This is a genomic window from Hylemonella gracilis str. Niagara R (genome assembly GCF_000600295.1).
Taxonomy (GTDB): domain Bacteria; phylum Pseudomonadota; class Gammaproteobacteria; order Burkholderiales; family Burkholderiaceae_C; genus Hylemonella; species Hylemonella gracilis_A.
In genome coordinates this window covers 667694-689058 of sequence record NZ_JEMG01000001.1, presented here as the reverse complement: position 1 = coordinate 689058, position 21365 = coordinate 667694, and the positions used below count along the sequence as shown (strand labels likewise).

The following is a 21365-nucleotide window of genomic DNA, read 5'->3' as shown; positions in this document are numbered from 1 at the left end:
CACGGTCACGGGTCCGCAGCACTACGTAGGGGGGACTACCCGATGCCCGTGCCGTATTACCCACTGGTATCCGGCAGATCAAACGACTCGCTGCGGGATGGAGATCAGACGGCGCGCTTCGCCCGCACCGCCTTGGACACCCGCGACACCGGTTCGCGCCCCAACACAGCACTGATGTAGACCCCCACGTCGACCAGTGCATCCAGGTCGATGCCCGTCTCGATGCCCATGCCGTGCAGCAGATACACCACATCTTCCGTCGCGACATTGCCGGTCGCGCCCTTGGCGTAGGGGCAGCCGCCCAGGCCGGCCACGGAAGACTGGAAGTTCCAGACGCCCATCTCCAGCGCCGCGCAGGTGTTGGCCAGGGCCTGGCCGTAGGTGTCGTGGAAGTGGCCCGAAATGTCGTCGATGTCGTAGTGCGCCAACGTGGCCTCGATCGCGCGTTGCACCTTGAGCGGCGTGCCCACGCCGATGGTGTCGGCCACGTCCACGCGCTGCACGCCGATGCCCTTCATGAGTCCGGCCAGCATCGCCACGCGCTCGGGCGCGACCTCGCCTTCGTACGGACAACCCACCGTGCAGGACATGGCACCACGCACCGCCAAACCCTGTTCCAGCGCCAGCGCGACCACGGGCGCGAAACGCTCGATGCTTTCGGCGATGGAGCAGTTGATGTTCCTCTGGCTGAAGGCCTCGCTGGCCGAGCCGAAGACGACGACTTCATCCGGCCATGCCTCGCGCGGCGCAGTCAGTGCCGCCTCCATGCCCTTCATGTTCGGCACCAACACCGAATAGCGCACGTCGCGGGGGGCGCCGTGAGGTCGCCGCAGACCGTGCATGACCTCGGCGTTGTCAGCCATCTGCGGCACCCACTTGGGGCTGACGAAGCTGGTGACCTCGATTTCCTGCAAGCCCGCCGCTTGCAGGCGCCGCACGAGTTCGACCTTGACCGCAGCGGGCACGGCCTGCTTTTCGTTTTGCAGACCGTCGCGCGGGCCGACGTCGACAAGCCGAACACGGGAAGGAAGATTCATGCAGCACCTCGGAACCTGGGCAACACCAGCATCGCGAACTCGAAATCACCCTGTCAATGGCCAGGCAGAACGGACTCCTGCTGCGACACGGCGGACGACAGTCGGAGCAGTTCCACACCCTCCGCCACTTGATCCCCCGGGGCGTACAGCAGCGCCTCCACCGTGCCGTCTGTTGGAGCGGTGATGGCGTGTTCCATCTTCATCGCTTCCATCACGGCCAGGACCTGCCCCTTGCGGACGGTCTCCCCTGGGCGGACCGCGAACGACAGCACCTTGCCTGGCATCGGTGCCACCAGCCGTCCCGTGACCTCGTGGGTCACCTGCGCATCGCTCAGAGTGTCACACTGCGCGATGCTACCCGCACCCTCGGCGGTGAAGACATGCCAGTGCGCCTGCTGACGGTGGACGGCCACGCCGTGGCGCTTGCCAGCCCAGCCCAGGTCCAGCCAACCCTCTGGCAGCGGCAGGAATGACAGCGGGCCCTCGGCCAGTTCGCCCCCCCACCGGACCGTCAGGTACCGTTGCTCGGCGGGCCCGTAACGCAAGAGCGCGTGTACCAGCTGCTCATGAACCACGAAGTCAAAGCGACGCGTGGCCTGACCCCAGGCCCGCCAACCATCCGGTCGCGCGTAGGGTGAAAACGGGGTGCCGAGGTGCGCGCCGACGACTTGGTCGGCTTCGTCCGCCAGCACACGCGCCACCACGGCCGCGACCTGCAAGGGCAGGCTCAGCGGCTCGCGCCCAAACAGGCGCGCGCTTTCGCGCTCGATCAGGCCCGTGTCCAGCCGGGCCCGGGCGAAGGAAGGGGTGGCCAGCACGTGGCGCAGGAACTGCACGTTGTTGGCCACGCCGACGATGCGCACCCGCGCCAGCGCCGCGTCCAGCCGCGCCAGCGCCTCCTCGCGCGTGGCGCCGTGCACGATGAGCTTGCCGATCATGGGGTCGTACCAGGGCGTGATCTCGTCGCCCTCTTCCACGCCATCGTCCACGCGCACGAACCCCGTCCCCACGTCAGCCCGCGTGAAGCAGGCGGCAGGCGGCTTGCGGTAGACAGCCAGGCGCCCGGTGGCGGGCAAGAAACCGGTGTCCGGATTCTCGGCACAGAGTCGCGCCTCGATGGCATGGCCGGTGATGCGCAGCTGCTCCTGCGTCAGAGGCAGGGACTGACCGGCCGCCACGCGCAACTGCCACTCCACCAGGTCCAGGCCGGTGATGGCTTCTGTCACCGGGTGCTCGACCTGCAGGCGGGTGTTCATCTCCATGAAGTAGAACTTCAGGGCCGTGTGGCCTGCGCCCGCCCCCGACACGGGCGCGGTCTGCCCAGGCGTTTCGTCATCGCCCGTCTGCTCGACGATGAACTCCACCGTGCCCGCGCCCACGTAACCGACGGCCTGCGCCGCGCTCAGCGCGGCGCGGCCCATCTGGCGGCGCAAGGTATCGGACAGGCCCGGGGCCGGCGCTTCCTCCAGCACCTTCTGGTGCCGGCGCTGCACGGAGCAGTCACGCTCGAACAGGTAGACCCCTTGGCCCTGGGTATCGGTGAAGACCTGGATTTCGATGTGACGCGGACGCCGCAGGTATTTCTCGATCAGCACCGCGTCATCGCCGAAGCTGCGCGCGGCCTCACGTCGACAGGCCTCGAGCGCGGCGTCAAAATCCTGCGCGCGCTCGACCACGCGCATGCCCTTGCCGCCACCGCCCGCGCTGGCCTTGATCAGCACGGGGTAGCCGATGGACTCGGCCTCGCGCCGCAGCAGCTCGGGGCTCTGTTCCGCACCATGGTAACCGGGCACCAATGGCACACCGGCCTGCTCCATCAGGCGCTTGGCCTCGGCCTTCAAACCCATGGCTTGAATGGCGGACGGCGGCGGGCCGATGAAGACCAGGCCCGCGCCCGCGCAGGCCCGCGCGAAGTCCTCGTTCTCGGACAGGAAACCGTAGCCAGGATGGATGGCCTCGGCCCCCGTGGCGCGCGCAGCGGCCAGGATGGCTTCGACGCGCAGGTAACTGTCGCGCGGTGCATTCCCGCCGGGCGTGGCGCTGATGGCCACGGCCTCGTCGCAGGCGCGGACATGCTTGGCGTTCGCGTCAGCCTCCGAATACACGGCCACCGTGCGGATGCCCATGCGCCGCGCGGTCGCGGCGACACGGCAGGCGATTTCGCCGCGGTTCGCAATGAGGATCTTCTTAAACATACCTCACTCCCGCGGCGAAATCGCCCACGCACGCTGCGCGTGCCACGCGATTTAGCTTCGCTGCTGCGCGGCGGCGCCGTTGGTCCCCGCGATTCGCCATCAGGATCTTTTTAAACATGCCGCACTCCCATCACCCCAGCCAGGACGGCTTGCGTTTTTCCAGAAAGGCCAGCACGCCTTCGCGGCCTTCACTGCTCGCGCGAATGTCGGCGATGCCTTCGACCGTCCAGTCGATCAGCGCCTGATCGATGGGGCGGCCGGCCACTTCGGCGATCAGCCGCTTGCAGGCGCGCACGGCCATCGGGCCGGTGGCGCACAGGGCACGGGCCAGTTCGTCCACCTTGGCATCCAGCCCCTCGGCACTCACCACCTCATGGACCAGGCCGATGCGATGGGCCTCGGTGGCGTCGAAGCGCTCGGCGGTGAGGAAGTAACGCTGCGCGGCGCGTGTGCCCATGGCGCGCATCACGTAGGGGCTGACGGTCGCGGGCACGAGGCCGATGCGTGTCTCGCTCAGGCAGTAGCCCGCGGTGTCCGTGCTGATGGCGATGTCACAGGCCGCCACGAGGCCCACGCCGCCCGCGTAGGCATCGCCCTGCACGCGCGCGATCACGGGCTTGGGGCATTCGGCAATGGTGCGCAGCATGTCCGCCAAGCGGGCGGCGTCGGCCAGGTTGTCCTCGCGCGTGTAGCCGGCCATGCGCTGCATCCAGCGCAGGTTGGCGCCCGCGCAGAAGGCTGTCCCGTGCGCGCCCAGCACCACGACACGCACCTCGCGCGCCTCGCCCGCAAGCGTGAAGGCGCGCGTGAGGCCGGTGATGAGGGCATCGTCAAAGGCGTTGCGCGTTTCGGGCTGATTCAGCCATATCCGCGCCACGGGGCCGTGCAGGTCCACGTCCAGCGTGATGAAGTCTTTCATGCGCCTTGCCTCCTGATTCGCCCGTGAAGCTTCACATGCGGAACACTGCGAACTTCGGTTCGGGGATGGGCGCATGCCGCGCCGCCGCCAGTCCCAGGGCCAGCACGCGGCGGGTGTCGGCCGGGTCGATGATGCCGTCGTCCCAGAGGCGCGCCGTCGCGTAATAGGGGTGACCTTGTTCCTCGTATTGCGCCTGGATGGGCGCCTTGAAGGCGGCTTCTTCCTCGGCGCTCCATAACCCGCCCTTGGCTTCGATGCCATCGCGCCGGACCGTGGCCAGCACGCTGGCGGCCTGCTCGCCGCCCATGACGCCGATGCGCGCGTTGGGCCACATCCAGAGGAAACGTGGCGAGAAGGCCCGCCCGCACATGCCGTAGTTGCCGGCGCCGAAACTGCCGCCGATGATGACGGTGAACTTGGGCACGTTGACCGTGGCCACCGCCGTCACCATCTTGGCGCCGTGGCGGGCGATGCCTTCGTTCTCGACTTTGCGGCCCACCATGAAACCCGTGATGTTCTGCAGAAAGACCAGCGGGACCTTGCGCTGGCCACACAGCTCAATGAAGTGCGCACCTTTCTGCGCGCTTTCGCTGAACAGGATGCCGTTGTTCGCCACGATGCCGACCGGCATGCCCTCGATGTGCGCGAAGCCGCAGACCAGGGTGGCGCCAAATCGGGCCTTGAACTCGTGGAACTCGGAGCCATCGACGATGCGGGCGATGACCTCGCGCACGTCGAAAGGCTTGCGGCTTTGCTGGCCTGCCTCGTCCATCGGGATGAGGCCCTGCAGTTCTTCGGCGGCGTAGGCAGGGGGCCTGGGCGTGAGGTCCGCACCGGTTGTTGGGGCCTCGCGCGCGACGTTCAGGTTCGCCACGGCCTGCCGCGCCAGGGCCAGCGCGTGCAGGTCGTCCCGGGCCAGGTGGTCGGCCACGCCCGAGAGCCGCGTGTGCACATCGCCGCCCCCCAGGTCTTCCGCGCTGACCACCTCGCCCGTGGCGGCTTTCACCAGCGGCGGGCCGCCCAGGAAGATGGTGCCCTGCCCTTGCACGATGATGGACTCGTCGCTCATGGCCGGCACGTAAGCACCACCCGCCGTGCAACTGCCCATGACCACGGCGATCTGGGCGATGCCTTGCGCGGACATCTGGGCCTGGTTGTAGAAGATGCGGCCAAAGTGATCGCGGTCAGGAAACACTTCGTCCTGGTTGGGCAGGTTGGCCCCGCCCGAATCGACCAGGTAGATGCAGGGCAAGCGGTTGGCTTCAGCAATCTCCTGCGCGCGCAGGTGCTTCTTGACCGTCATGGGGTAATAGGTACCGCCCTTCACCGTGGCGTCGTTGCAGACGATCATGCAGTCCACGCCACTCACGCGACCGATGCCCGCGATCAGGCCCGCGCCCGGCGCTTCGCCGTCGTACATGGCGTGCGCGGCCAGCGGCGCGATTTCGAGGAAGGGCGAGCCCGGGTCCAGCAGTTGTTGCACGCGCTCGCGCGGCAGCAGCTTGCCGCGCGCGACATGCTTGGCGCGGGCCGCTTCACCGCCACCCGCTTCCACACGGGCGAACTGCGCGCGCAAGTCATCCACCAGCGACCGCATGGCGGCGGCATTGGCTTGAAAGGATTCCGAGCGCGGGTTGAGTTGGGAATTGAGCTTGCTCATGTCGACCGGTGTTGTGCAATCGGTGATCCGTGCTGCCCTGGCTCTGCTGGGGTCAGGCCGTCTCGGCAAACAGTTCACGGCCGATCAGCATGCGGCGGATCTCCGACGTACCCGCGCCAATCTCGTAGAGCTTGGCGTCGCGCCACAGCCGTTCGACCGGAAAGTCGCGGGTGTAGCCCACGCCGCCCAGGGCCTGGACGGCTTCGCCCGCCATCCAGGTGGCTTTTTCCGCCGCGTAGAGGATGGCGCCCGCAGCGTCCTTGCGCAGGCTGCGCGCGTGCGTGGCACTGTCGCAGGCCCGGCCCAGGGCGTAGACATAAGCCCGGCAGGCCTGCCAGGTGCTGTACATGTCGGCCAACTTGCCCTGCATGAGCTGGAACTCGCCGATGCGCTGGCCGAACTGCTGTCGCTCGTGCACATAGGGCAGCACCACGTCCATGCAGGCGGCCATGATGCCCAGCGGCCCGCCGCTGAGCACGGCGCGTTCATAGTCCAGCCCACTCATCAGCACCTGGGCGCCCTTTCCCTCGCCACCCAGCACATTGGCCTCGGGCACTTCGCAGCGGTCGAAGAACAGCGGGTAGGTGTTGCTGCCGCGCATGCCCAGCTTGTCCAGCTTGGCGCCGTGCGTGAAGCCGGGCAACCCTTTTTCGACGATGAAGGCGGTCATGCCGCGGGCACCCAGCTCGGCGTCTGTCTTGGCGTAAACGACCAGCACGTCGGCATCCCCGCCGTTGGTGATCCACATCTTGCCGCCGTTGAGCACGTAGTAGCCGCCCTTCTTCTCAGCCTTGAGCTTCATGCTCACCACGTCGCTGCCCGCATTGGGTTCGCTCATGGCCAGCGCACCGACATGCTCGCCGCTGACCAGCTTGGGCAGGTATCGTTTCTTCTGCTCTGCGTTGCCGTTGCGGTGGATCTGGTTGACGCAGAGGTTGGAATGCGCGCCGTAGGAGAGGCCCACCGAGGCAGAGGCGCGCGAAATCTCTTCCATGGCGATGATGTGGGCCAGGTAGCCGAGATCGACACCGCCGTATTCCTCGGCCACCGTCATGCCGTGCAGGCCGATGCTGCCAAGCCGAGCCCAAAGCTCGCGCGGGAAATGGTTGTCCCGGTCGATGGCGGCGGCGCGCGGCGCGATCTCCAGGGCGCAGAAATCCGCCACGGCATGGCGCAATTCGTTCAAGGTGTCGCCCAGACCGAAGTCCAGGCCGGGCAGTGGGCGGGCGGGCATGCGCTGGTCTCCTCGGCCTTTCGTCTTGGAAACGGCCTGATCGTTGCAATCTTTTGACCAGGGCCTCCTGGGTCGGGTCGGCCCCTTTGTTTTGCGCCACAGCTTAGGCCGGACGGCGTCGCATTTGGTGCCAGAATGGTTGCAAATCACGCCACCGTGGCAAACCCAGGGTAAGCCCCGGGGGGGCCGCACCGCCCAGCCCTCACCTCCGATACGGACCTCCGTTCACCATGGCCCGCCCCGTCAGAAACGCCAACGCCGCGACGAGATCAGCCAGGGCCGCCACGCCCATGGCTTTTGTGCGGGCCATCGTCCAGGCCTACACAAATCAGGGTGCGGACCCGACGGCGGCCCTGCGATCGGCACAAATCACGCCAGCAGAATTGGCTCGCGCGGATGCCCGCGTGAGCGCCGCGCAGTTCGAAACCCTGAACGCGCACGCCATGCAGGAACTGGACGACGAGGCCCTGGGTTGGTTCAGTCGCAGGCTGCCCTGGGGCAGCCACGGGCTGCTGTGCCGTGCATCCATCACGGCGCCCGACCTGGGTGTGGCGCTCAAGCGCTGGTGCCGCCACCACCGCCTGCTGGTGGATGACCTCGCCTTGCGCCTGGAAGTCGCGCAAGGCCTGGCCTCGGTGTGGCTCGAGGAGCGGCGCCCCGGCGTCTTTCCGGCCCCCGAACTGCGCGAGTTCTGCCTGGTGTCCACGCTGCGCTTTCTGCTCGGTTACGCGAGCTGGGCCGTCGACTCGGGCCTGGCCCTGCGCTCGGTGTGTTTCCCGTATGCCGCGCCCGCGCATGCCGACGCATACGCGTTGATGTTCTCCGGGCCCGTGCGTTTCGACGCGCCCCAGGCGAGAGTGACACAAGCCGGTTTCTCCTTCGACGCGAGTTATCTGGCCCTGCCCCTGCGGCGCGACGAAGCCGCGCTGCGCACCATGCTCCAGCGTGCTCTGCCGCTGACGGTGCGCCCCTACCGGCGCGACCGCCTGCTGGGCCAGCAGGTGCGCGAGGCTTTGCGCCCACATGGCATCGGTGCGAGCGTGGGATCGGGCATGGGGTCAACCTCAGGTTCCCATGCAGGCCATGCCCCGCCGCAGACCGCGCAGGCACTGGCGGCACGACTGCACATGTCTCCACGCACCCTGCACCGGCAGCTGCAAGCCGAGGGCCTCACCTTGCAAGCACTGAAGGACGAGGCACGCCGCGGCCAGGCCGAGGACCTGCTGCGGCGCACCCCGCGCGCCATCAAGCAGGTCGCGCTGGCGGCAGGCTTTCGTAACGAGAAGAGCTTCGCCCGTGCCTTCCGCGCCTGGACGGGCCTCAGTCCCTCGGAGTTTCGTCGCCAGGCGCAGGCGCCAACGCCGGAACCGCGCTAGGTCTGTCGTCGGGCGTAGCGCCCGGGTGGCATGCCCACGTACCGCGTGAAAGCCGCACCGAAGGCACTGACTGAGCCGTAGCCGATGCGCTCGGCGATGGCTGCGATGGCCAACTCACCCTGGCGCAACCACTGCTTGGCCAGCGCCATGCGCCAGGCCAGCAGGTAGCTCATCGGCGCCATGCCGACGGCGCGCTGGAATCGCTCGAAGAAAGCCGAACGGGACAGCGCCGCCTCGCGCGCGAGTTGCGCGACGCTCCACCCGTCGGCGGGGCGCTCGTGCATGCGGCGCAGGGCCAGCGCGAGCCTGGGATCGGCCAGGCCGCGCACCAGCCCCGGCGACGCGGCCACGCTGGCCGTCGAACGGAAAGCTTCCACGAGCAGCACTTCGAGCAACCGGGCCATGACGATCTCGCGCGCGGGCCGGTCGGCGCGGGACTCTTCGCCGACCCACCGGGCCAGCGTCGCAAGGCGGCTTTCGCCTTGCACGTGCAGCCACCGGGGCAGCAAGGGCACCAGCAGCGCGGCGTCGGGTGAGCCGAACTCACAATGGCCGACCAGCAGACGCACATCCACCGCGCCCGCCGGGTCGCCGACCCGGGCGCCCCCAGGCATGGGCACCACCGGCGTGGCGACCGCTACGCCAGCGCGGGGTGGCAGTCGGTCGAGGCTGGATGTCGCGAAACCGCGTGCTGCGGGGATCAGCACAAAGTCGCCCTCGTTCAGCGTGATGGTTTCACCCCCCGCTTTGCCGCCCGCCTGGCCACCTTGTTCGCCATCCACCGTCAGAAAACAGCGGCCTTCCAGCACGACCATGTAGAAGGGGCGGCCCAATTCGGCGCGGCGCACGGCCCAGGGAGCCGACGCCACGACGAGCTTGGACAAGAGCGCGCGCGGCTTCAGCAGGGAGACGACTTCTGCCAGAGGGTCGGTCATTCCGTACTATCTCTACAAATAGATGGACTTTTCATTATAGAAAGTCCTGCTCTTGCGCCTTATCGTCTGGACTTCTGCAACCACCCGACGGAGTTTGTGATGTCCTCCTCTACTTCCACCATCCTGATCACGGGCTGCTCGTCCGGTTTCGGCCTCGACACCGCGCGTTTCTTTCTAGCCCAGGGCTGGCACGTGATCGCGACGATGCGCACGCCGCGCGACGACCTGCTGCCGCGCTCGGAGCGGCTGCGGGTGCTGCCGCTCGACGTGACCGACGCGACCAGCATCCGCCAGTGCGTCGAGGCCGCCGGACCGATCGACGCCCTGGTCAACAACGCGGGCATCGGTCTGCTGGCCCCCCTGGAGGGCGTGACCCTGGACCAAGCACGCGTGCTCTTCGAAACCAACACGCTGGGCACGATGGCGATGACGCAAGCCGTGCTGCCGCAATTGCGGCAACGGAAAGCGGGCGTTATCGTGAACGTGACCTCGAGCGTGACGCTCAAGCCCCTGCCGCTGCTGTCGGTCTATACCAGCAGCAAGGCGGCGGTGAACGCGTTCACCGAGTCGCTGGCGCTGGAGCTGGCGCCCTTCGGCATCCGCGTGCGGCTCGTTCTGCCGGGCCGCGCGCCCGAGACCCGCTTCGGCGACAACGCCCGCCAGCGCATGACCGGTGAACCCCACGCGGCGTACACCGACTTCCAGGCCCGAATGTTCGCCGCGATGCGTGACGCTGACACGCCCGTCACGCAAGCCAGAGACGTCACTGAAGCCGTGTGGCGAGCCGTGACGGACCCGGCCGCGCCGATGCGCCTGCCCGCGGGTGCTGACGCGCTGGCACTGGCGGCCGCCTGACTCCGAGAGGCCGCCCAGGTACGACGATGCGCCCGGGCAAGTACGAAGACATGGGCGAGGACGTCAGCGTGAGCCTCGGCACGTTCAACGCGAGGAGGGCTTCACCGGCTCGACCGGGATGTAGATCTCCGCGCCCTGGCGGCGGAACTCGGCCGACTTCTGCGCCATGCCCGCGTCCAGTGCCTCGCCTTCGCTCACACCCTGCGTCTTGGCGAATTCACGCACCTCCTGCGTGATCTTCATCGAGCAGAACTTCGGCCCGCACATGGAGCAGAAATGCGCCACCTTGGCCGCGTCCTTGGGCAGGGTTTCATCGTGGAATTTCTGCGCGGTGTCCGGGTCCAGCGAGAGGTTGAACTGGTCCATCCAGCGGAACTCGAAACGCGCCTTGGACAGCGCATCGTCGCGCGCCCGCGCGCCCGGGTGGCCCTTGGCCACGTCTGCTGCATGCGCAGCAATCTTGTAGGTGATGAGGCCGGTCTTCACGTCCTCGCGGTCGGGCAGGCCCAGGTGTTCCTTGGGTGTGACGTAGCAGAGCATGGCCGTGCCGAACCAGCCGATCATGGCTGCGCCGATGCCACTCGTGATGTGGTCGTAGCCCGGTGCGATGTCCGTGGTCAACGGACCCAGCGTGTAGAACGGTGCTTCACCGCAGTGCTTGAGCTGCTCCGTCATGTTCGCCTGCACCAGGTGCATGGGCACGTGGCCGGGGCCTTCGATCATGGTCTGCACCTCGTGCTTCCAGGCGATCTGGGTCAGCTCGCCCAAGGTGCGCAACTCGGCAAACTGGGCTTCGTCGTTGGCGTCCGCGCCGCTGCCGGGGCGCAGGCCGTCGCCGAGCGAGAAGCTCACGTCGTAGGCCTTCATGATCTCGCAGATGTCTTCGAAGTGCGTGTAGAGAAAGCTCTCCTGGTGGTGCGCAATGCACCACTTGGCCATGATGGAGCCGCCGCGCGAGACGATGCCTGTGACACGGTTGGCCGTCAGGTGGATGAAGGGCAGGCGCACGCCGGCGTGGATGGTGAAGTAGTCCACGCCTTGCTCGGCCTGTTCGATCAGCGTGTCGCGGAAGATGTCCCAGGTCAGGTCCTCGGCCACGCCGCCCACTTTCTCCAGCGCCTGGTAGATGGGCACGGTGCCGATGGGCACGGGCGAGTTGCGCACGATCCAGTCCCGCGTCGTGTGAATGTACTGTCCGGTGGAGAGGTCCATCACCGTGTCCGCGCCCCAGCGGGTGGCCCAGACGAGTTTTTCCACTTCCTCCTCAATGCTGGAAGTCACCGCCGAGTTGCCGATGTTGGCGTTGACCTTGACCAGGAAGTTGCGCCCGATGGCCATGGGCTCCAGCTCGGGGTGGTTGATGTTGGCCGGAATGATGGCGCGCCCGCGCGCCACCTCGTCGCGCACGAACTCGGGCGTCACCACGCTCGGAATGCTGGCACCGAAACTGTGGCCGGCCAGGCGTTGTTCGCGCGCGGCGTCGGCCATGTAGGCGCGCGTCCATTCCAGGCGCTGGTTTTCGCGCAGCGCCACGTATTCCATTTCGGGCGTGACGATGCCACGACGCGCGTAGTGCATCTGGGTAACGTTGGCGCCCACCTTCGCCCCGGACAAAGATGCCGCGCGAGCGCGGCGGGGTGCGCGCTGCAAACCTGCGGCCTCGGCGCGCAGCACGGCCAGGGCATCGGTCTCGCCCCGCTTGAGGCCATCGTCCAGCGCGTAGGGCGCACGGCCCATGTAGGACTCGGTGTCACCACGCTCGGCAATCCAGCGTTCGCGCAGCGCGGGCAGGCCCTTGCGCACGTCGATGGCGGCTTGCGGGTCTGTGTACGGCCCCGAAGTGTCGTAGACCGTGACACGCTCGCCGTTGCTCAGCGAAATCTCGCGCAGGGGCACGCGCAGGTCCGGCCGCGAACCCGGCAGCCAGGTTTTGCGCGAGGCCGGCAAGGGCGCGCGCGTGAGGGAGAGGAATTGGTCGAGGCGATCCGGTGCGTTCATCAGTCAGTCTCCGTGCAAGTTGAGAAATTGCTCGGAGCGGACGATCTGCGCGATGGTTCATCGAACGCGAACCGTGGATGGCGGGGAAACTCCCCAGGCCAGCAAGGCGGGACAGACGGGCAGCGGAAGCTACGAATGCTCGCCGGGACAAAAAACGCGAGCGCGCGGGAACACAGGCTGCTGGTCAGGCTCTTCTTACGCCGGTACAAACCGGATCAAGTTCGCGGGTTCGGATCACCGTCTCAGCAGGTCTGGCCTGCACCCCGGGCGGAAGGGACTGTAGCGCAATCCATATGCATCGAATCATGACGCTGGTCAATTTTCCGGGAACAACAGCACAAGCAGGCGAAGGGTTGCATTGCGCGGCACTCCAATTAACAACCATCAGTGATGATTGATATCACCCAATAGTTACTACCGACAACACGCGCTGATTTCTAAAGTTGCTCCCGTCGAACAACGACGTCCTTTCACTTTCAGGAGCATCATCATGTCCACCTCTGTCATCACTTCCCCCGTCGCCCAGGACCTGGGCTCTCGCGTCGCCGTCATCACCGGCGCCTCCAGCGGCATGGGCCGCGCCGCGGCCCTGCTGCTGGCCGCGCGAGGCGCCAAGGTCGCCCTGCTGGCCCGTCGCAAGGCGCAGCTGGACGAGGTCGCTGCGGAGATCCGTCGGCTCGGCGGAACTGCCCTGGCCATCACCACCGACGTCACAGACGCAGCCTCGGTGGAAGCCGCCGCGGCCGAGGTCCGCCGCGCTTACGGCAATGCCAACCTGGTCTTCAACAATGCAGGGCTGATGTTGCCCGGCGCCATCGGCCAGCAGCCCCAGGCCGAGTGGGAAACGCAAATCGATCTGAACGTCACGGGTGCGATGCGCGTGATCCAGGCCTTCGTGCCCCAGCTCGAGGAAGCCGCGGCCCAAGGTCAGGTGGTCGACCTGATCAACACCTCGTCCATCGCCAGCCAGTATGTCTACGGCTACTTCGCCGTGTATTCGGCGACCAAGGCTTTCGTCAGTCACCTGACGCGCCACCTGCGCCTGGAACTCGGCCCCAAGAACATCCGGGTTTCGGTGATCGAGCCGGGCATCACCGACACCGAGCTGCAAAGCCATTTCACCTTCCAGGGCGCCATCGACTGGATCAAGACTGCGGCGCGGTCCATGGATTTCCTGAAGGCGGAAGACATCGCCGCCACCGTCGGTTTCATCGTGTCCCTACCCCGGCACGTCAATGTGCAGCAGGTCGTGATCATGCCCACCAAGGAAGGCATCTGAGCCGCGCCCGGCCATCGCCGGGCCCGTGGCCCGCGTGATGGCGCTCAGTCGGACAGGGCGGACCGCCCCCGCTCCAAGGCTCTCAGCTCGGTGGCAGGCACATGAAAGTGCTGCTGCCCTCGCAAGCGCTCCACCGTGAAATCGATGAAGCGCCGCACGCGCAGCGGCATGTCCTTGCGCTGGGCATAAAAGAGGTGCAGCCCCATGCGTTCGCTGGTGTGGCGCACCAGCAGCGGCACCAAGGCGCCGGCCCGGATCGGCGCTGCCGCGTTGATGCTGTCGATCTGCCCCACGCCCAGGCCCTGCAGCACGGCTTGCATCTCGGCCTCTGGATCGCTGCAGCAGACCACATGCCGCACCGCTTGGTAAACGGTTTCCCCCTTCACCAGGAATTCCCAGGGCATGGGCCGGCCCGTTCCGGGCTGGCGGTAGGCGATGCAACGGTGCTGGGTCAGTTCGGCCAAAGTGTGCGGCGCGCCCTGCTCGGCCAGGTAGGTCGGGCTCGCGCAGGCGATCAACTGAATCGGAAAGAGCCGCCGGGACACGACCTGGGCCGTGGGCGGGTTACCCGCCTTGAAACCCAGATCGATGCGCTCCTCGACGATGTCCGTCGGCCCATCCTCGAGCACCAGATCGAAGGTGACCTCGGGGTACTTCTGATGAAACTCCGCGATGATCGGCAACAGCACCTTGCGCCCCACCGCGCCCCCGGCGCCGATCCGGATCAGTCCCTCGTGCCCTTGGGCCGCATCCTTCACACCCTGGATGGCGCCGGTCAAGGTCTGCAGGCTGTCCTGGACCGAATCCAGCAGGCGCTGGCCATCCTCCGTCAAGGCACTTTTGCGGGTGGTGCGATGGAACAGGCGCACGCCCAGGTGCTGTTCCAACTGGCGGATGCTCTTGCTCACGGCTTGCGCCGTCGTGCCCTGTACCTGGGCAGCGCGATTGAAGCTGCCCAGCTCTGCGGCCCGGATGAAGGTGGTGATCGCTCGGAGTTCGTCCACAGCCCTGACCCGCCCGATCTTTCAGAGGCTCAAGCCCCTCGGCATCACCGCCACGCCCGCAAGGGCCTGGCGGTAAGTCTCTTCCAGCGCTTCGGTGCTGTCCACGTTGATCTTCAAGTCCTGCAAGAGGCCATCGTGCAGGCCGAAAACCCAGCCGTGCAGGGTGACCTTCTGGCCTCGGGACCAGGCGTCGAGCATGACGGTGGTCTGGGCCACGTTGACCACCTGCTCGATGGCGTTGAGTTCCACCAGCGCGTCATGGCGGTGCTGCTCGGGCAGGCTGTCGAGCAGGGCGCGGTGGCGGTCGCGCACGTCCATGATGTGGCGCAGCCAATTGTCGGCCAGGCCGATGCGCGCGCCTTCCAGGGCGGCCTGTACGCCGCTGCAGCCGTAGTGACCCACGACCATGATGTGCTCGACCTTGAGACGCTCCACCGCGAACTGCACGGTGGACAGCACGTTGAGGTCGGACGGCACGACGATGTTGGCCACGTTGCGATGCACGAAGACTTCACCCGGGTCCAGACCGGTGATCTGGTTGGCGGGCACGCGGCTGTCGGAACAGCCGATCCACATGTACTTGGGCTGCTGTTGCGCGCGCAGGGCGCTGAAGAAACCGGGGCGCTCGCGCTCCATCTGGGCGGCCCAGGCGCGGTTGTGGGCGAAAAGGTCGGCGGGTGTCTTGCTCATGCGCGCATTTTCACCGATGTGCACCATGACCATCCCCAAGCTGGCGACGCGCGCCCGGGCGCGACAGCACGAAACCAGCCTGCTGCATACAATGGCCCGCTCCCTGGACACCTTGGCTGCGCATGAACGAACTCGAACGCGAACTGCATTACCCCCTCGGAGACACGTTGCCCGCGGCCGGCGGCACACTGGAAATCGCGCCCGGCGTGCGCTGGATCCGCATGGCCTTGCCATTCGCGCTGGACCACATCAACCTCTGGCTGCTGCGCGACGAGATCGACGCACCGGACCAGCCTGGCGGCAAGCTGCAGGGCTGGACGGTGGTGGACTGCTGCGTCAGCCGCGACGAATCCAAGGCTTTGTGGGAACAGATCTTCGCCACGCAACTGGAAGGACTGCCCATCCTGCGCGTGATCGTCACCCACATGCACCCGGACCACGTCGGTCTGGCGCATTGGCTGTGCACGCGCTGGAGCACGCCCGAACGCCCCTGCCGGCTGTGGATGAGCGCGACGGACTATTACCTGGCACGCATCGGCTCGGCTGGCAGCAACGGTTTCGGCGGTGAGGGCGCGGCCTTGTTCTTCGCCTCGCACGGCCTGCGCGACCCCGAATCCATGGCCAAGGTGCGTGAGCGCGCCCTGTATTACCCCAGCCTGGTGCCGGCCGTGCCCCCGCAGTTCGTGCGTCTGATGGACGGCGACAGGGTGCGCGTCGGCGCCCACCACTGGCGTTGCATCAGCGGTCACGGGCATGCGCCCGAGCACATCGCTCTGTACAACGAAGACCTGGGTTTGTTGATCGGCGGGGACATGATGCTGCCGCGCATCTCCAGCAACATCAGCGTGTTCGAGTCCGAGCCGGAATCCAACCCGCTCAAGCAGTTCCTGCAATCCATCGACAAGTTCGAATGCCTGCCCACGGCCACGCTCACCCTGCCTTCGCACGGCAAGCCTTTCACCGGTCTACACAAGCGCATTCGGCAATTGCATGAACACCACCGCGAGCGCCTGGCCGAAGTCATAGCGGCCTGCGCCGAACGCCCGCAATGCGCGGCCGACATCCTGCCCCTGATGTTCAAGCGCAAGCTGGACCTGCACCAGACCACCTTCGCCATGGGCGAGGCCATTGCCCACCTGCATGCGCTGTGGTACGAGGGCAAGCTGCGGCGCACGCGGGATGCGGATGGCGTGTACTACTTCCGGGGCTGAGGCCCGGGGGGTCTGCATGCGCGCCGCGACGAGCCGATGGGCCCGCTGAACGAGCGATTCAATGACGGAGTACGCCAGAAACTCTGGCGCAGCCCCGTACTTGGAGTTAAGGCTTGATTGCGAAAGCCGCCGCGCCACCGCCCCAGGAAGCCAACAGGTAGTCGGCCAACTGGTCCGGAACGTCGTTGTCAAAGCTCATCAGCAGCTCTGGCGCCTGCGCCTCGGCAGCGGACTTCAGAACACCGGCCAGACTCTCCCGTTGCGCCTCGGTCACGACATGGTGATGGCGTCGCGCCAGACTGTCCACGGTGGCCTCGCGCAGACGGTCCGAGCCGAGCACGTACCAGGCGTAGTCGATCTCATACCGTTCAAACGCGTCCTTCAGGCTTTCGCCGTTCAGCTTGGCTTCCTGCGCGAAGTGGTGCAGCGTGCGGGTGCTCAGGGTGCTCATGACGTAGGCCATGGACGCGGCGTGATCGGTCGCGGAATTGTTCAGGTTCATGGGGAACTCCTGTTGAGATGGCGCGGGTGAGCGCGGAGTGCATCGGCCTTCCGCCACATGGGTGGATGGACTAACGGATGCATGACAGTGACCCTGACACTACCGCCACGCAGTGGTAGCGTGTACCTTGCGCGGAAAAGGCGCTGGATCAGGCGGGAAAGTCGCCATCTGGGTGCCTCGGCTGCGGCTCAAGGCAGCGAAACGGGATGGCGTGGGAAATAAAAAACCATCCAGAGAAAGGACGGTTTTGAACAGGTCAGGCGTTCAATTCAGAATCGAACCACAGACGTGCAGATTTTACTACGCACACTCATATGCCACGGTGTACCTGCTTGGTGTACCAATCCAAGCGGCTAGCAACCCAGCAGAAACTAAAAAGCCCCTGACTCTTTACGAATCAAGGGCTTAGCGTTCTGGTGGCCTGGGGCGGAATCGAACCACCGACACGCGGATTTTCAATCCGCTGCTCTACCAACTGAGCTACCGGGCCGTGAGCCGCGAATTATAGCAGCAAAGTCAGGCCGAACTTTCAGAAACCAGAGGGCGGACCCTGCAGACTGTCGATGCCTTCGTCGCGTCCGTCCTCGCCACTTGCCGCCACGGCCGCGGCGCGCTTGCCGCGGCCCAGGTCCACGCCGAGCTGCTTGAGCTTGCGGTAGAGATGGGTGCGCTCGAGGCCGGTCTTTTCGGCGACGCGGGTCATGGAGCCGTTCTCGTGCGCGAGGTGGTATTCGAAATAGGCTTTCTCGAAGTCATCGCGCGCTTCGCGCAAGGGCTTGTCGAGCTGGAAATGCTGCTTCGCGGGGGGGCCCGGGTCCACAGGCTCGGCAACAGGGGCGTCCGGCAACGTGGCGCTCGCCATGCTGACGGGTGCGACCACGCTGGCACGCGGTGCAGTCGCAGGGACTACCGCCGCAGACGCAGGGGCCGTGCCATTGCGCGCCAAGCCCTGCTCCACGGCCTTGAGCAGCTTCTGCAGGGTGATGGGTTTTTCAAGAAAGGCCTGCGCGCCGATCTTGGTGGCGGCCACCGCCGTCTCGATGGTGGCGTGGCCGCTCATCATGATGACGGGCATGGTCAGCAAGCCGGCGGCGGACCATTCCTTGAGCAGGGTCACACCATCGGTGTCGGGCATCCAGATGTCGAGCAGCACGAGATCGGGGCGTTCGCGCTGGCGGGCCTCGCGCGCCTGGGCCGCGTTCTCGGCCACCTCGACGGCATGGCCTTCGTCGTTGAGGATCTCCGAGAGCAGATCGCGGATGCCGAGTTCATCATCGACGACCAGTATGTTTGCCATGGTGTGAACGCAGTGATCTCGAAACGATGGAAAAGGCGCGACAGGACGGTAGGATTTCAGGCCGGCGCGGCGGGCGGCTCCACGGTGAATGATAACGACACTTGCGCGCCGATCACCTGATCTTCGGCGACACGGTTGGAAAGATCGATGCGCGCGCGATGATCATCGACGATTTTCTTGACCACGGCCAAGCCCAGGCCGGTGCCCTTGGCCTTGGTGGTGACGTAGGGCTCGAAGGCGCGCTTGAGGATGGCGTCCGGAAAACCGGTGCCCCAGTCCAGCACGGAGAGGCGCACCCGACTGCGCGCCGGATTCCATTGGGTGCGCACGAGCACGGCGAATTCCGGCCCGCTGCGCCCAGCGGTTTCGGTGGCGTCCTGCGCGTTCTGCAACAGGTTGTGCAGCACCTGGCGCAGTTGCTGGGCGTCGCCGCGGATCAGGGGGCAGGCCGGGTCCAGCTCGGCGCGCATCAGCACATGGGGCGAGGGGGTCGGCCCAGCAAGCAGCGAAAGCTGCGGCGAAGGTTGGGCGTCGCCCACGTAGAGCTGCAGCACGTCCTGCACGAGGGCGTTCAGGTCCAAGGGCTTCAGCTCGGCGGCGGGCAGGCGCGCGTAGTCGCGGAATTCGTTGACCAGGCGCTTCATCGCATCGACCTGGTCCACGATGGTCTTGACGGACTTGGTGACCACGGCCTGCTCGGCGGGATCGACCTTGCCCGTGAGCTTTTTCTCCAGCCGCTCGGCGGAGAGCTGGATGGGCGTCAGCGGGTTCTTGATCTCATGCGCCAGACGGCGCGCCACCTCGCCCCAAGCCTGGGCACGCTGTGCCGAGACGATGTCGGAAATGTCGTCGAACACCAGCAGCCACAGGCTGCGGCCCGGCGCGCCGCCGGGCAACTCGGCGCCGCGCACCACCAGCGTGAGCACGTCGCGGTCCTTGGTGCCCATCAGATCGGCGACCTCGGAGGCAGGTTCATCGGCGCGCACCAGCGCCAGTTCGATGGACTGCTGCCAGTGGTCGAGCGAGCGCTCACCTTGCTCCGCGCGCTCAGCCACGAAATGGTCGAACTGCAACCTGACCTGACGCGCGAAGTCTTCCAGCCCCGCGATCTCGGGCAGGCGACGCCCCACCCACGGGTCCACCGGCGAGCGCAGGGCCCCGCGCAGGATCAGCTCGGCACCGGGGTTGACGGACTGGATGACACCTTGCGCGTCCAGCACCATCACACCGGCGGTCAGGTTGTCCAGGATGGTCTGCAGGTTTTCGCGCGCGGCGCTGACCTGGCCCATGCTGGCCTCGACCGCGCGCCGCGCGTCCGCGAGCTGCTGCGTCATGTCGGCGAACGAGCGAGTCAAGCCACCCAGCTCGTCGCGTCCCTGCAAGGCGGCCTTGGGCGTGAGGTCACCGGCCGCCACCTGGCGCACGCCCTCGGCCAGCAGCAGCAGGGGCTGGGTGATCTGGTTGCCCAGGGCCACGGCCAGCAGCACGGCGCCGAAGATCGCGAGGAAGAGGCTGAGCGTCAGCGTGCCGATGTACATGCGGCGCAAGCCTTGACGGGCCAGTGAACGTTCCTGGTATTCGTTGCGCGCCTCGGACACGGCCAGGGCGTTGGACACCAGACTTTCGGAAAGCTTTTGCGTCAACTCCAGATAACGCGGTTCATCCAGCATGCCCAGATTCATGCCGTTGCGGCCGGGCAGGTTGGGCATGCTGATCAGCGCCTGGATGCGCGCGGGCGCGGGCGCCATGGCGTTGCCCTCCTCCAGGCCCTCGATCCAGGTGACCACCTGTTGGCGGCGCGCGCGTTCCAGCTGGGTGGCGCTGGGTCGTTCCATGTGCAAGGCAAACCGTGAGTCCCCCGCGCTGGCCAGCATGCGCAGGGACTGCCCCTGGGCGCGCCAAAGCACGGCGTCGTGCACCTCCAACTGTTCACGCAAACGCTCGAGCAGCAGCCCGCTCTCCACATCGGAGGCGCCTTGCAACTGACCCGCCGCGAGACGGGCCTTGGCCGCCAGATCGTTGGAGAGCGAATCCAGGGTGGCACGACCGAGGTTGAGACCGGCTTCCAGTGCACCTTCCACCTGCACGTCGAACCAGCTTTCGATGGAGCGCGCGACGAACTGGTAGGACACCACGTAGATCAGCAGGCCCGGCACGAAGCCCGCGAGCACGAACACCAGCGAGAGCCGGACCAGCAAACGACTGCCGAAGCGGCGCTCGCGCACATGCCATAGCAAGCGCGCAGCCACCCAGGCGATGGCGATGAACAGCAGAATGGCCACCACCACGTTGAGCGCGAACAGACGCGCGTAATGGCGCTCATAAAGTTCATGGTTGCCGGTCGCCTGCGTGAGCAGGAACAGCAACACCAGGCTGAGCGCGACCACGATGGTCAGCAGCACCAAGAGGGCCAGGCGCAGGGAGCCCGGGGCCCGGGCCACGGCAGACAATCGGGGCAGCAAGGCTTTCACGCCGGCACCTGCCTTCAATCCAGGCGCTCCAGGCTGAAGGTACGCTGGCGGCTCAGGTCCAGCTCCCAGTCCTCGTCGCCCAGGGCGCCGATCTGCAAGGGGCGCGGCAATTTGTCGGTGTCGAGATGGAAATGGAACTCGACGCGGTAGGTGTCGTCAGCGTCCAACGCACTGCCTTCGGCCACCCGCCATTGACTGATGTGCTGGATGACGGCCAGGGCCTCGTCCAGGCTGTCAAAGAACTGCGCCAGCGCCGCGTTGCCGGCCTTGGCGGACGGCGTGGCGCCCAGGCTCAGCCGCCAGCGCTGGGTCAGCGGCTGGTAGACCAGTCGCCACTGCCGCTGGGCACGGCTGACGCGGGCGTCCAGCCACCACCAGCGCTCACGGTAGATCACGGCCTCCGCCGTGAAAATCACGGACAGCCCCTTGTACAGAGCGTCGCGCACAGGCTCCGGCAGGTTGAAACGCAGGCGGGCACTGAGCTCAAGCGCATCCCCTTGGCGACGCAATTCGAGGGGGCCGACCGACGGGCGCTGGGACAGGGCTGGCGCGGCGGGAACCGGCAGTATGGGTGCGCTGGGCGGTGCCACAGGCGCAGACACCGGGGGCGCGGCAGGCTGCGCGCCAGCGCCTGGGGCTTCATCCGCGTCGTTGGCGGCAGCCCCGACCTGGGGCAAACCCGCAATCAGGAGCAGGGGCACG

At 66.7% G+C, this 21365-nt stretch carries 17 protein-coding genes, 1 tRNA gene and 1 riboswitch; of the genes, 4 read left to right on the top strand and 14 right to left on the bottom strand.

The window, feature by feature from the left end:
* Positions 1–104 precede the first annotated feature (104 nt).
* From AZ34_RS03145 to AZ34_RS03125, 5 genes are all read right to left on the bottom strand, one after another.
* Positions 105–1037, bottom strand: coding sequence for a hydroxymethylglutaryl-CoA lyase (locus tag AZ34_RS03145; RefSeq protein WP_035604694.1), 933 nt, complete (start codon positions 1035–1037; stop codon positions 105–107).
* A 53-nt stretch (positions 1038–1090) separates the two neighbouring features.
* Entirely contained in the window at positions 1091–3232 is a 2142-nt protein-coding gene (locus AZ34_RS03140) for an acetyl/propionyl/methylcrotonyl-CoA carboxylase subunit alpha (protein ID WP_035604692.1), read from the bottom strand.
* Positions 3233–3362: 130 nt separating this feature from the next.
* Positions 3363–4151 carry an enoyl-CoA hydratase/isomerase family protein gene (locus AZ34_RS03135; RefSeq protein WP_051509490.1) on the bottom strand — a complete coding sequence of 263 codons (789 nt, stop codon included), beginning with the start codon at positions 4149–4151 and terminating at the stop codon, positions 3363–3365.
* Between the two features lie 31 nt (positions 4152–4182).
* Positions 4183–5811, bottom strand: coding sequence for a carboxyl transferase domain-containing protein (locus AZ34_RS03130; protein WP_035604690.1), 1629 nt, complete (start codon positions 5809–5811; stop codon positions 4183–4185).
* A 52-nt stretch (positions 5812–5863) separates the two neighbouring features.
* The gene (locus AZ34_RS03125) at positions 5864–7045 is read right to left on the bottom strand and encodes an isovaleryl-CoA dehydrogenase (RefSeq protein WP_035604687.1); all 1182 of its coding nucleotides are present in this window, start codon (positions 7043–7045) and stop codon (positions 5864–5866) included.
* A gap of 230 nt (positions 7046–7275) precedes the next feature.
* Here AZ34_RS03125 and AZ34_RS03120 point away from each other — a divergent pair, with 230 nt between their 5' ends.
* On the top strand, positions 7276–8421 hold the full coding sequence (locus AZ34_RS03120; protein WP_035604685.1) for an AraC family transcriptional regulator: 1146 nt from the start codon (positions 7276–7278) through the stop codon (positions 8419–8421).
* Here the strand turns inward: AZ34_RS03120 and AZ34_RS03115 are convergent.
* On the bottom strand, positions 8418–9356 hold the full coding sequence (locus tag AZ34_RS03115; RefSeq protein ID WP_035604682.1) for an AraC family transcriptional regulator: 939 nt from the start codon (positions 9354–9356) through the stop codon (positions 8418–8420). The genes AZ34_RS03120 and AZ34_RS03115 overlap by 4 nt on opposite strands.
* A gap of 99 nt (positions 9357–9455) precedes the next feature.
* Between AZ34_RS03115 and AZ34_RS03110 the strand changes: the two genes are divergently transcribed.
* Positions 9456–10211 (top strand): SDR family oxidoreductase, encoded by a 756-nt coding sequence (locus tag AZ34_RS03110; RefSeq protein ID WP_035604678.1) that lies wholly within the window; start codon positions 9456–9458, stop codon positions 10209–10211.
* Positions 10212–10295: 84 nt separating this feature from the next.
* Here the strand turns inward: AZ34_RS03110 and thiC are convergent, their stop codons facing one another.
* Positions 10296–12209: a phosphomethylpyrimidine synthase ThiC gene (thiC, locus tag AZ34_RS03105; RefSeq protein ID WP_035604675.1), complete on the bottom strand. Its 1914-nt coding sequence runs from the start codon at positions 12207–12209 to the stop codon at positions 10296–10298.
* Positions 12210–12382: 173 nt separating this feature from the next.
* Positions 12383–12485: riboswitch (TPP riboswitch) on the bottom strand.
* 214 nt (positions 12486–12699) lie between these two features.
* Between thiC and AZ34_RS03100 the strand changes: the two genes are divergently transcribed.
* Positions 12700–13488 carry an SDR family oxidoreductase gene (locus AZ34_RS03100; protein WP_035604671.1) on the top strand — a complete coding sequence of 263 codons (789 nt, stop codon included), beginning with the start codon at positions 12700–12702 and terminating at the stop codon, positions 13486–13488.
* A gap of 44 nt (positions 13489–13532) precedes the next feature.
* Here the strand turns inward: AZ34_RS03100 and AZ34_RS03095 are convergent, their stop codons facing one another.
* Together AZ34_RS03095 and can are read right to left on the bottom strand one after the other, a co-directional pair.
* A complete protein-coding gene (locus AZ34_RS03095; protein ID WP_035604665.1) occupies positions 13533–14492 on the bottom strand; it encodes a LysR family transcriptional regulator in 960 nt (319 codons plus the stop codon).
* Between the two features lie 21 nt (positions 14493–14513).
* Positions 14514–15182 (bottom strand): carbonate dehydratase, encoded by a 669-nt coding sequence (gene can / locus AZ34_RS03090; protein WP_035610731.1) that lies wholly within the window; start codon positions 15180–15182, stop codon positions 14514–14516.
* 122 nt (positions 15183–15304) lie between these two features.
* On the opposite strand from can, the gene AZ34_RS03085 reads away from it, so the two are divergent.
* Complete coding sequence (locus AZ34_RS03085; RefSeq protein ID WP_035604661.1) at positions 15305–16393, top strand: MBL fold metallo-hydrolase; 1089 nt, start codon at positions 15305–15307, stop codon at positions 16391–16393.
* Positions 16394–16499: 106 nt separating this feature from the next.
* Here the strand turns inward: AZ34_RS03085 and AZ34_RS03080 are convergent, their stop codons facing one another.
* The 5 genes from AZ34_RS03080 to AZ34_RS03060 all read right to left on the bottom strand — a co-directional run bounded on the left by AZ34_RS03080 (position 16500) and on the right by AZ34_RS03060 (position 21364).
* A complete protein-coding gene (locus AZ34_RS03080; RefSeq protein ID WP_035604659.1) occupies positions 16500–16895 on the bottom strand; it encodes a hypothetical protein in 396 nt (131 codons plus the stop codon).
* Positions 16896–17309: 414 nt separating this feature from the next.
* Positions 17310–17385: transfer RNA gene (locus AZ34_RS03075), tRNA-Phe, on the bottom strand.
* A 39-nt stretch (positions 17386–17424) separates the two neighbouring features.
* Positions 17425–18192, bottom strand: a complete 768-nt coding sequence (locus AZ34_RS03070; protein WP_035604657.1) for a response regulator — start codon at positions 18190–18192, stop codon at positions 17425–17427.
* Between the two features lie 56 nt (positions 18193–18248).
* Positions 18249–20663, bottom strand: a complete 2415-nt coding sequence (locus AZ34_RS03065) for a sensor histidine kinase (protein WP_051510042.1) — start codon at positions 20661–20663, stop codon at positions 18249–18251.
* A 14-nt stretch (positions 20664–20677) separates the two neighbouring features.
* Complete coding sequence (locus AZ34_RS03060) at positions 20678–21364, bottom strand: DUF4390 domain-containing protein (RefSeq protein WP_051509489.1); 687 nt, start codon at positions 21362–21364, stop codon at positions 20678–20680.
* Between the last annotated feature and the right edge of the window lies 1 nt (position 21365).

Coding starts and splice junctions, on each gene's coding strand:
- AZ34_RS03145 (WP_035604694.1), bottom strand. CDS start 1,037: ATGAATCTTCCTTCCCGTGTTCGGCTTGTCGACGTCGGCCCGCGCGAC.
- AZ34_RS03140 (WP_035604692.1), bottom strand. CDS start 3,232: ATGTTTAAGAAGATCCTCATTGCGAACCGCGGCGAAATCGCCTGCCGT.
- AZ34_RS03135 (WP_051509490.1), bottom strand. CDS start 4,151: ATGAAAGACTTCATCACGCTGGACGTGGACCTGCACGGCCCCGTGGCG.
- AZ34_RS03130 (WP_035604690.1), bottom strand. CDS start 5,811: ATGAGCAAGCTCAATTCCCAACTCAACCCGCGCTCGGAATCCTTTCAA.
- AZ34_RS03125 (WP_035604687.1), bottom strand. CDS start 7,045: ATGCCCGCCCGCCCACTGCCCGGCCTGGACTTCGGTCTGGGCGACACC.
- AZ34_RS03120 (WP_035604685.1), top strand. CDS start 7,276: ATGGCCCGCCCCGTCAGAAACGCCAACGCCGCGACGAGATCAGCCAGG.
- AZ34_RS03115 (WP_035604682.1), bottom strand. CDS start 9,356: ATGACCGACCCTCTGGCAGAAGTCGTCTCCCTGCTGAAGCCGCGCGCG.
- AZ34_RS03110 (WP_035604678.1), top strand. CDS start 9,456: ATGTCCTCCTCTACTTCCACCATCCTGATCACGGGCTGCTCGTCCGGT.
- thiC (WP_035604675.1), bottom strand. CDS start 12,209: ATGAACGCACCGGATCGCCTCGACCAATTCCTCTCCCTCACGCGCGCG.
- AZ34_RS03100 (WP_035604671.1), top strand. CDS start 12,700: ATGTCCACCTCTGTCATCACTTCCCCCGTCGCCCAGGACCTGGGCTCT.
- can (WP_035610731.1), bottom strand. CDS start 15,182: ATGAGCAAGACACCCGCCGACCTTTTCGCCCACAACCGCGCCTGGGCC.
- AZ34_RS03085 (WP_035604661.1), top strand. CDS start 15,305: ATGAACGAACTCGAACGCGAACTGCATTACCCCCTCGGAGACACGTTG.
- AZ34_RS03080 (WP_035604659.1), bottom strand. CDS start 16,895: ATGAACCTGAACAATTCCGCGACCGATCACGCCGCGTCCATGGCCTAC.
- AZ34_RS03070 (WP_035604657.1), bottom strand. CDS start 18,192: ATGGCAAACATACTGGTCGTCGATGATGAACTCGGCATCCGCGATCTG.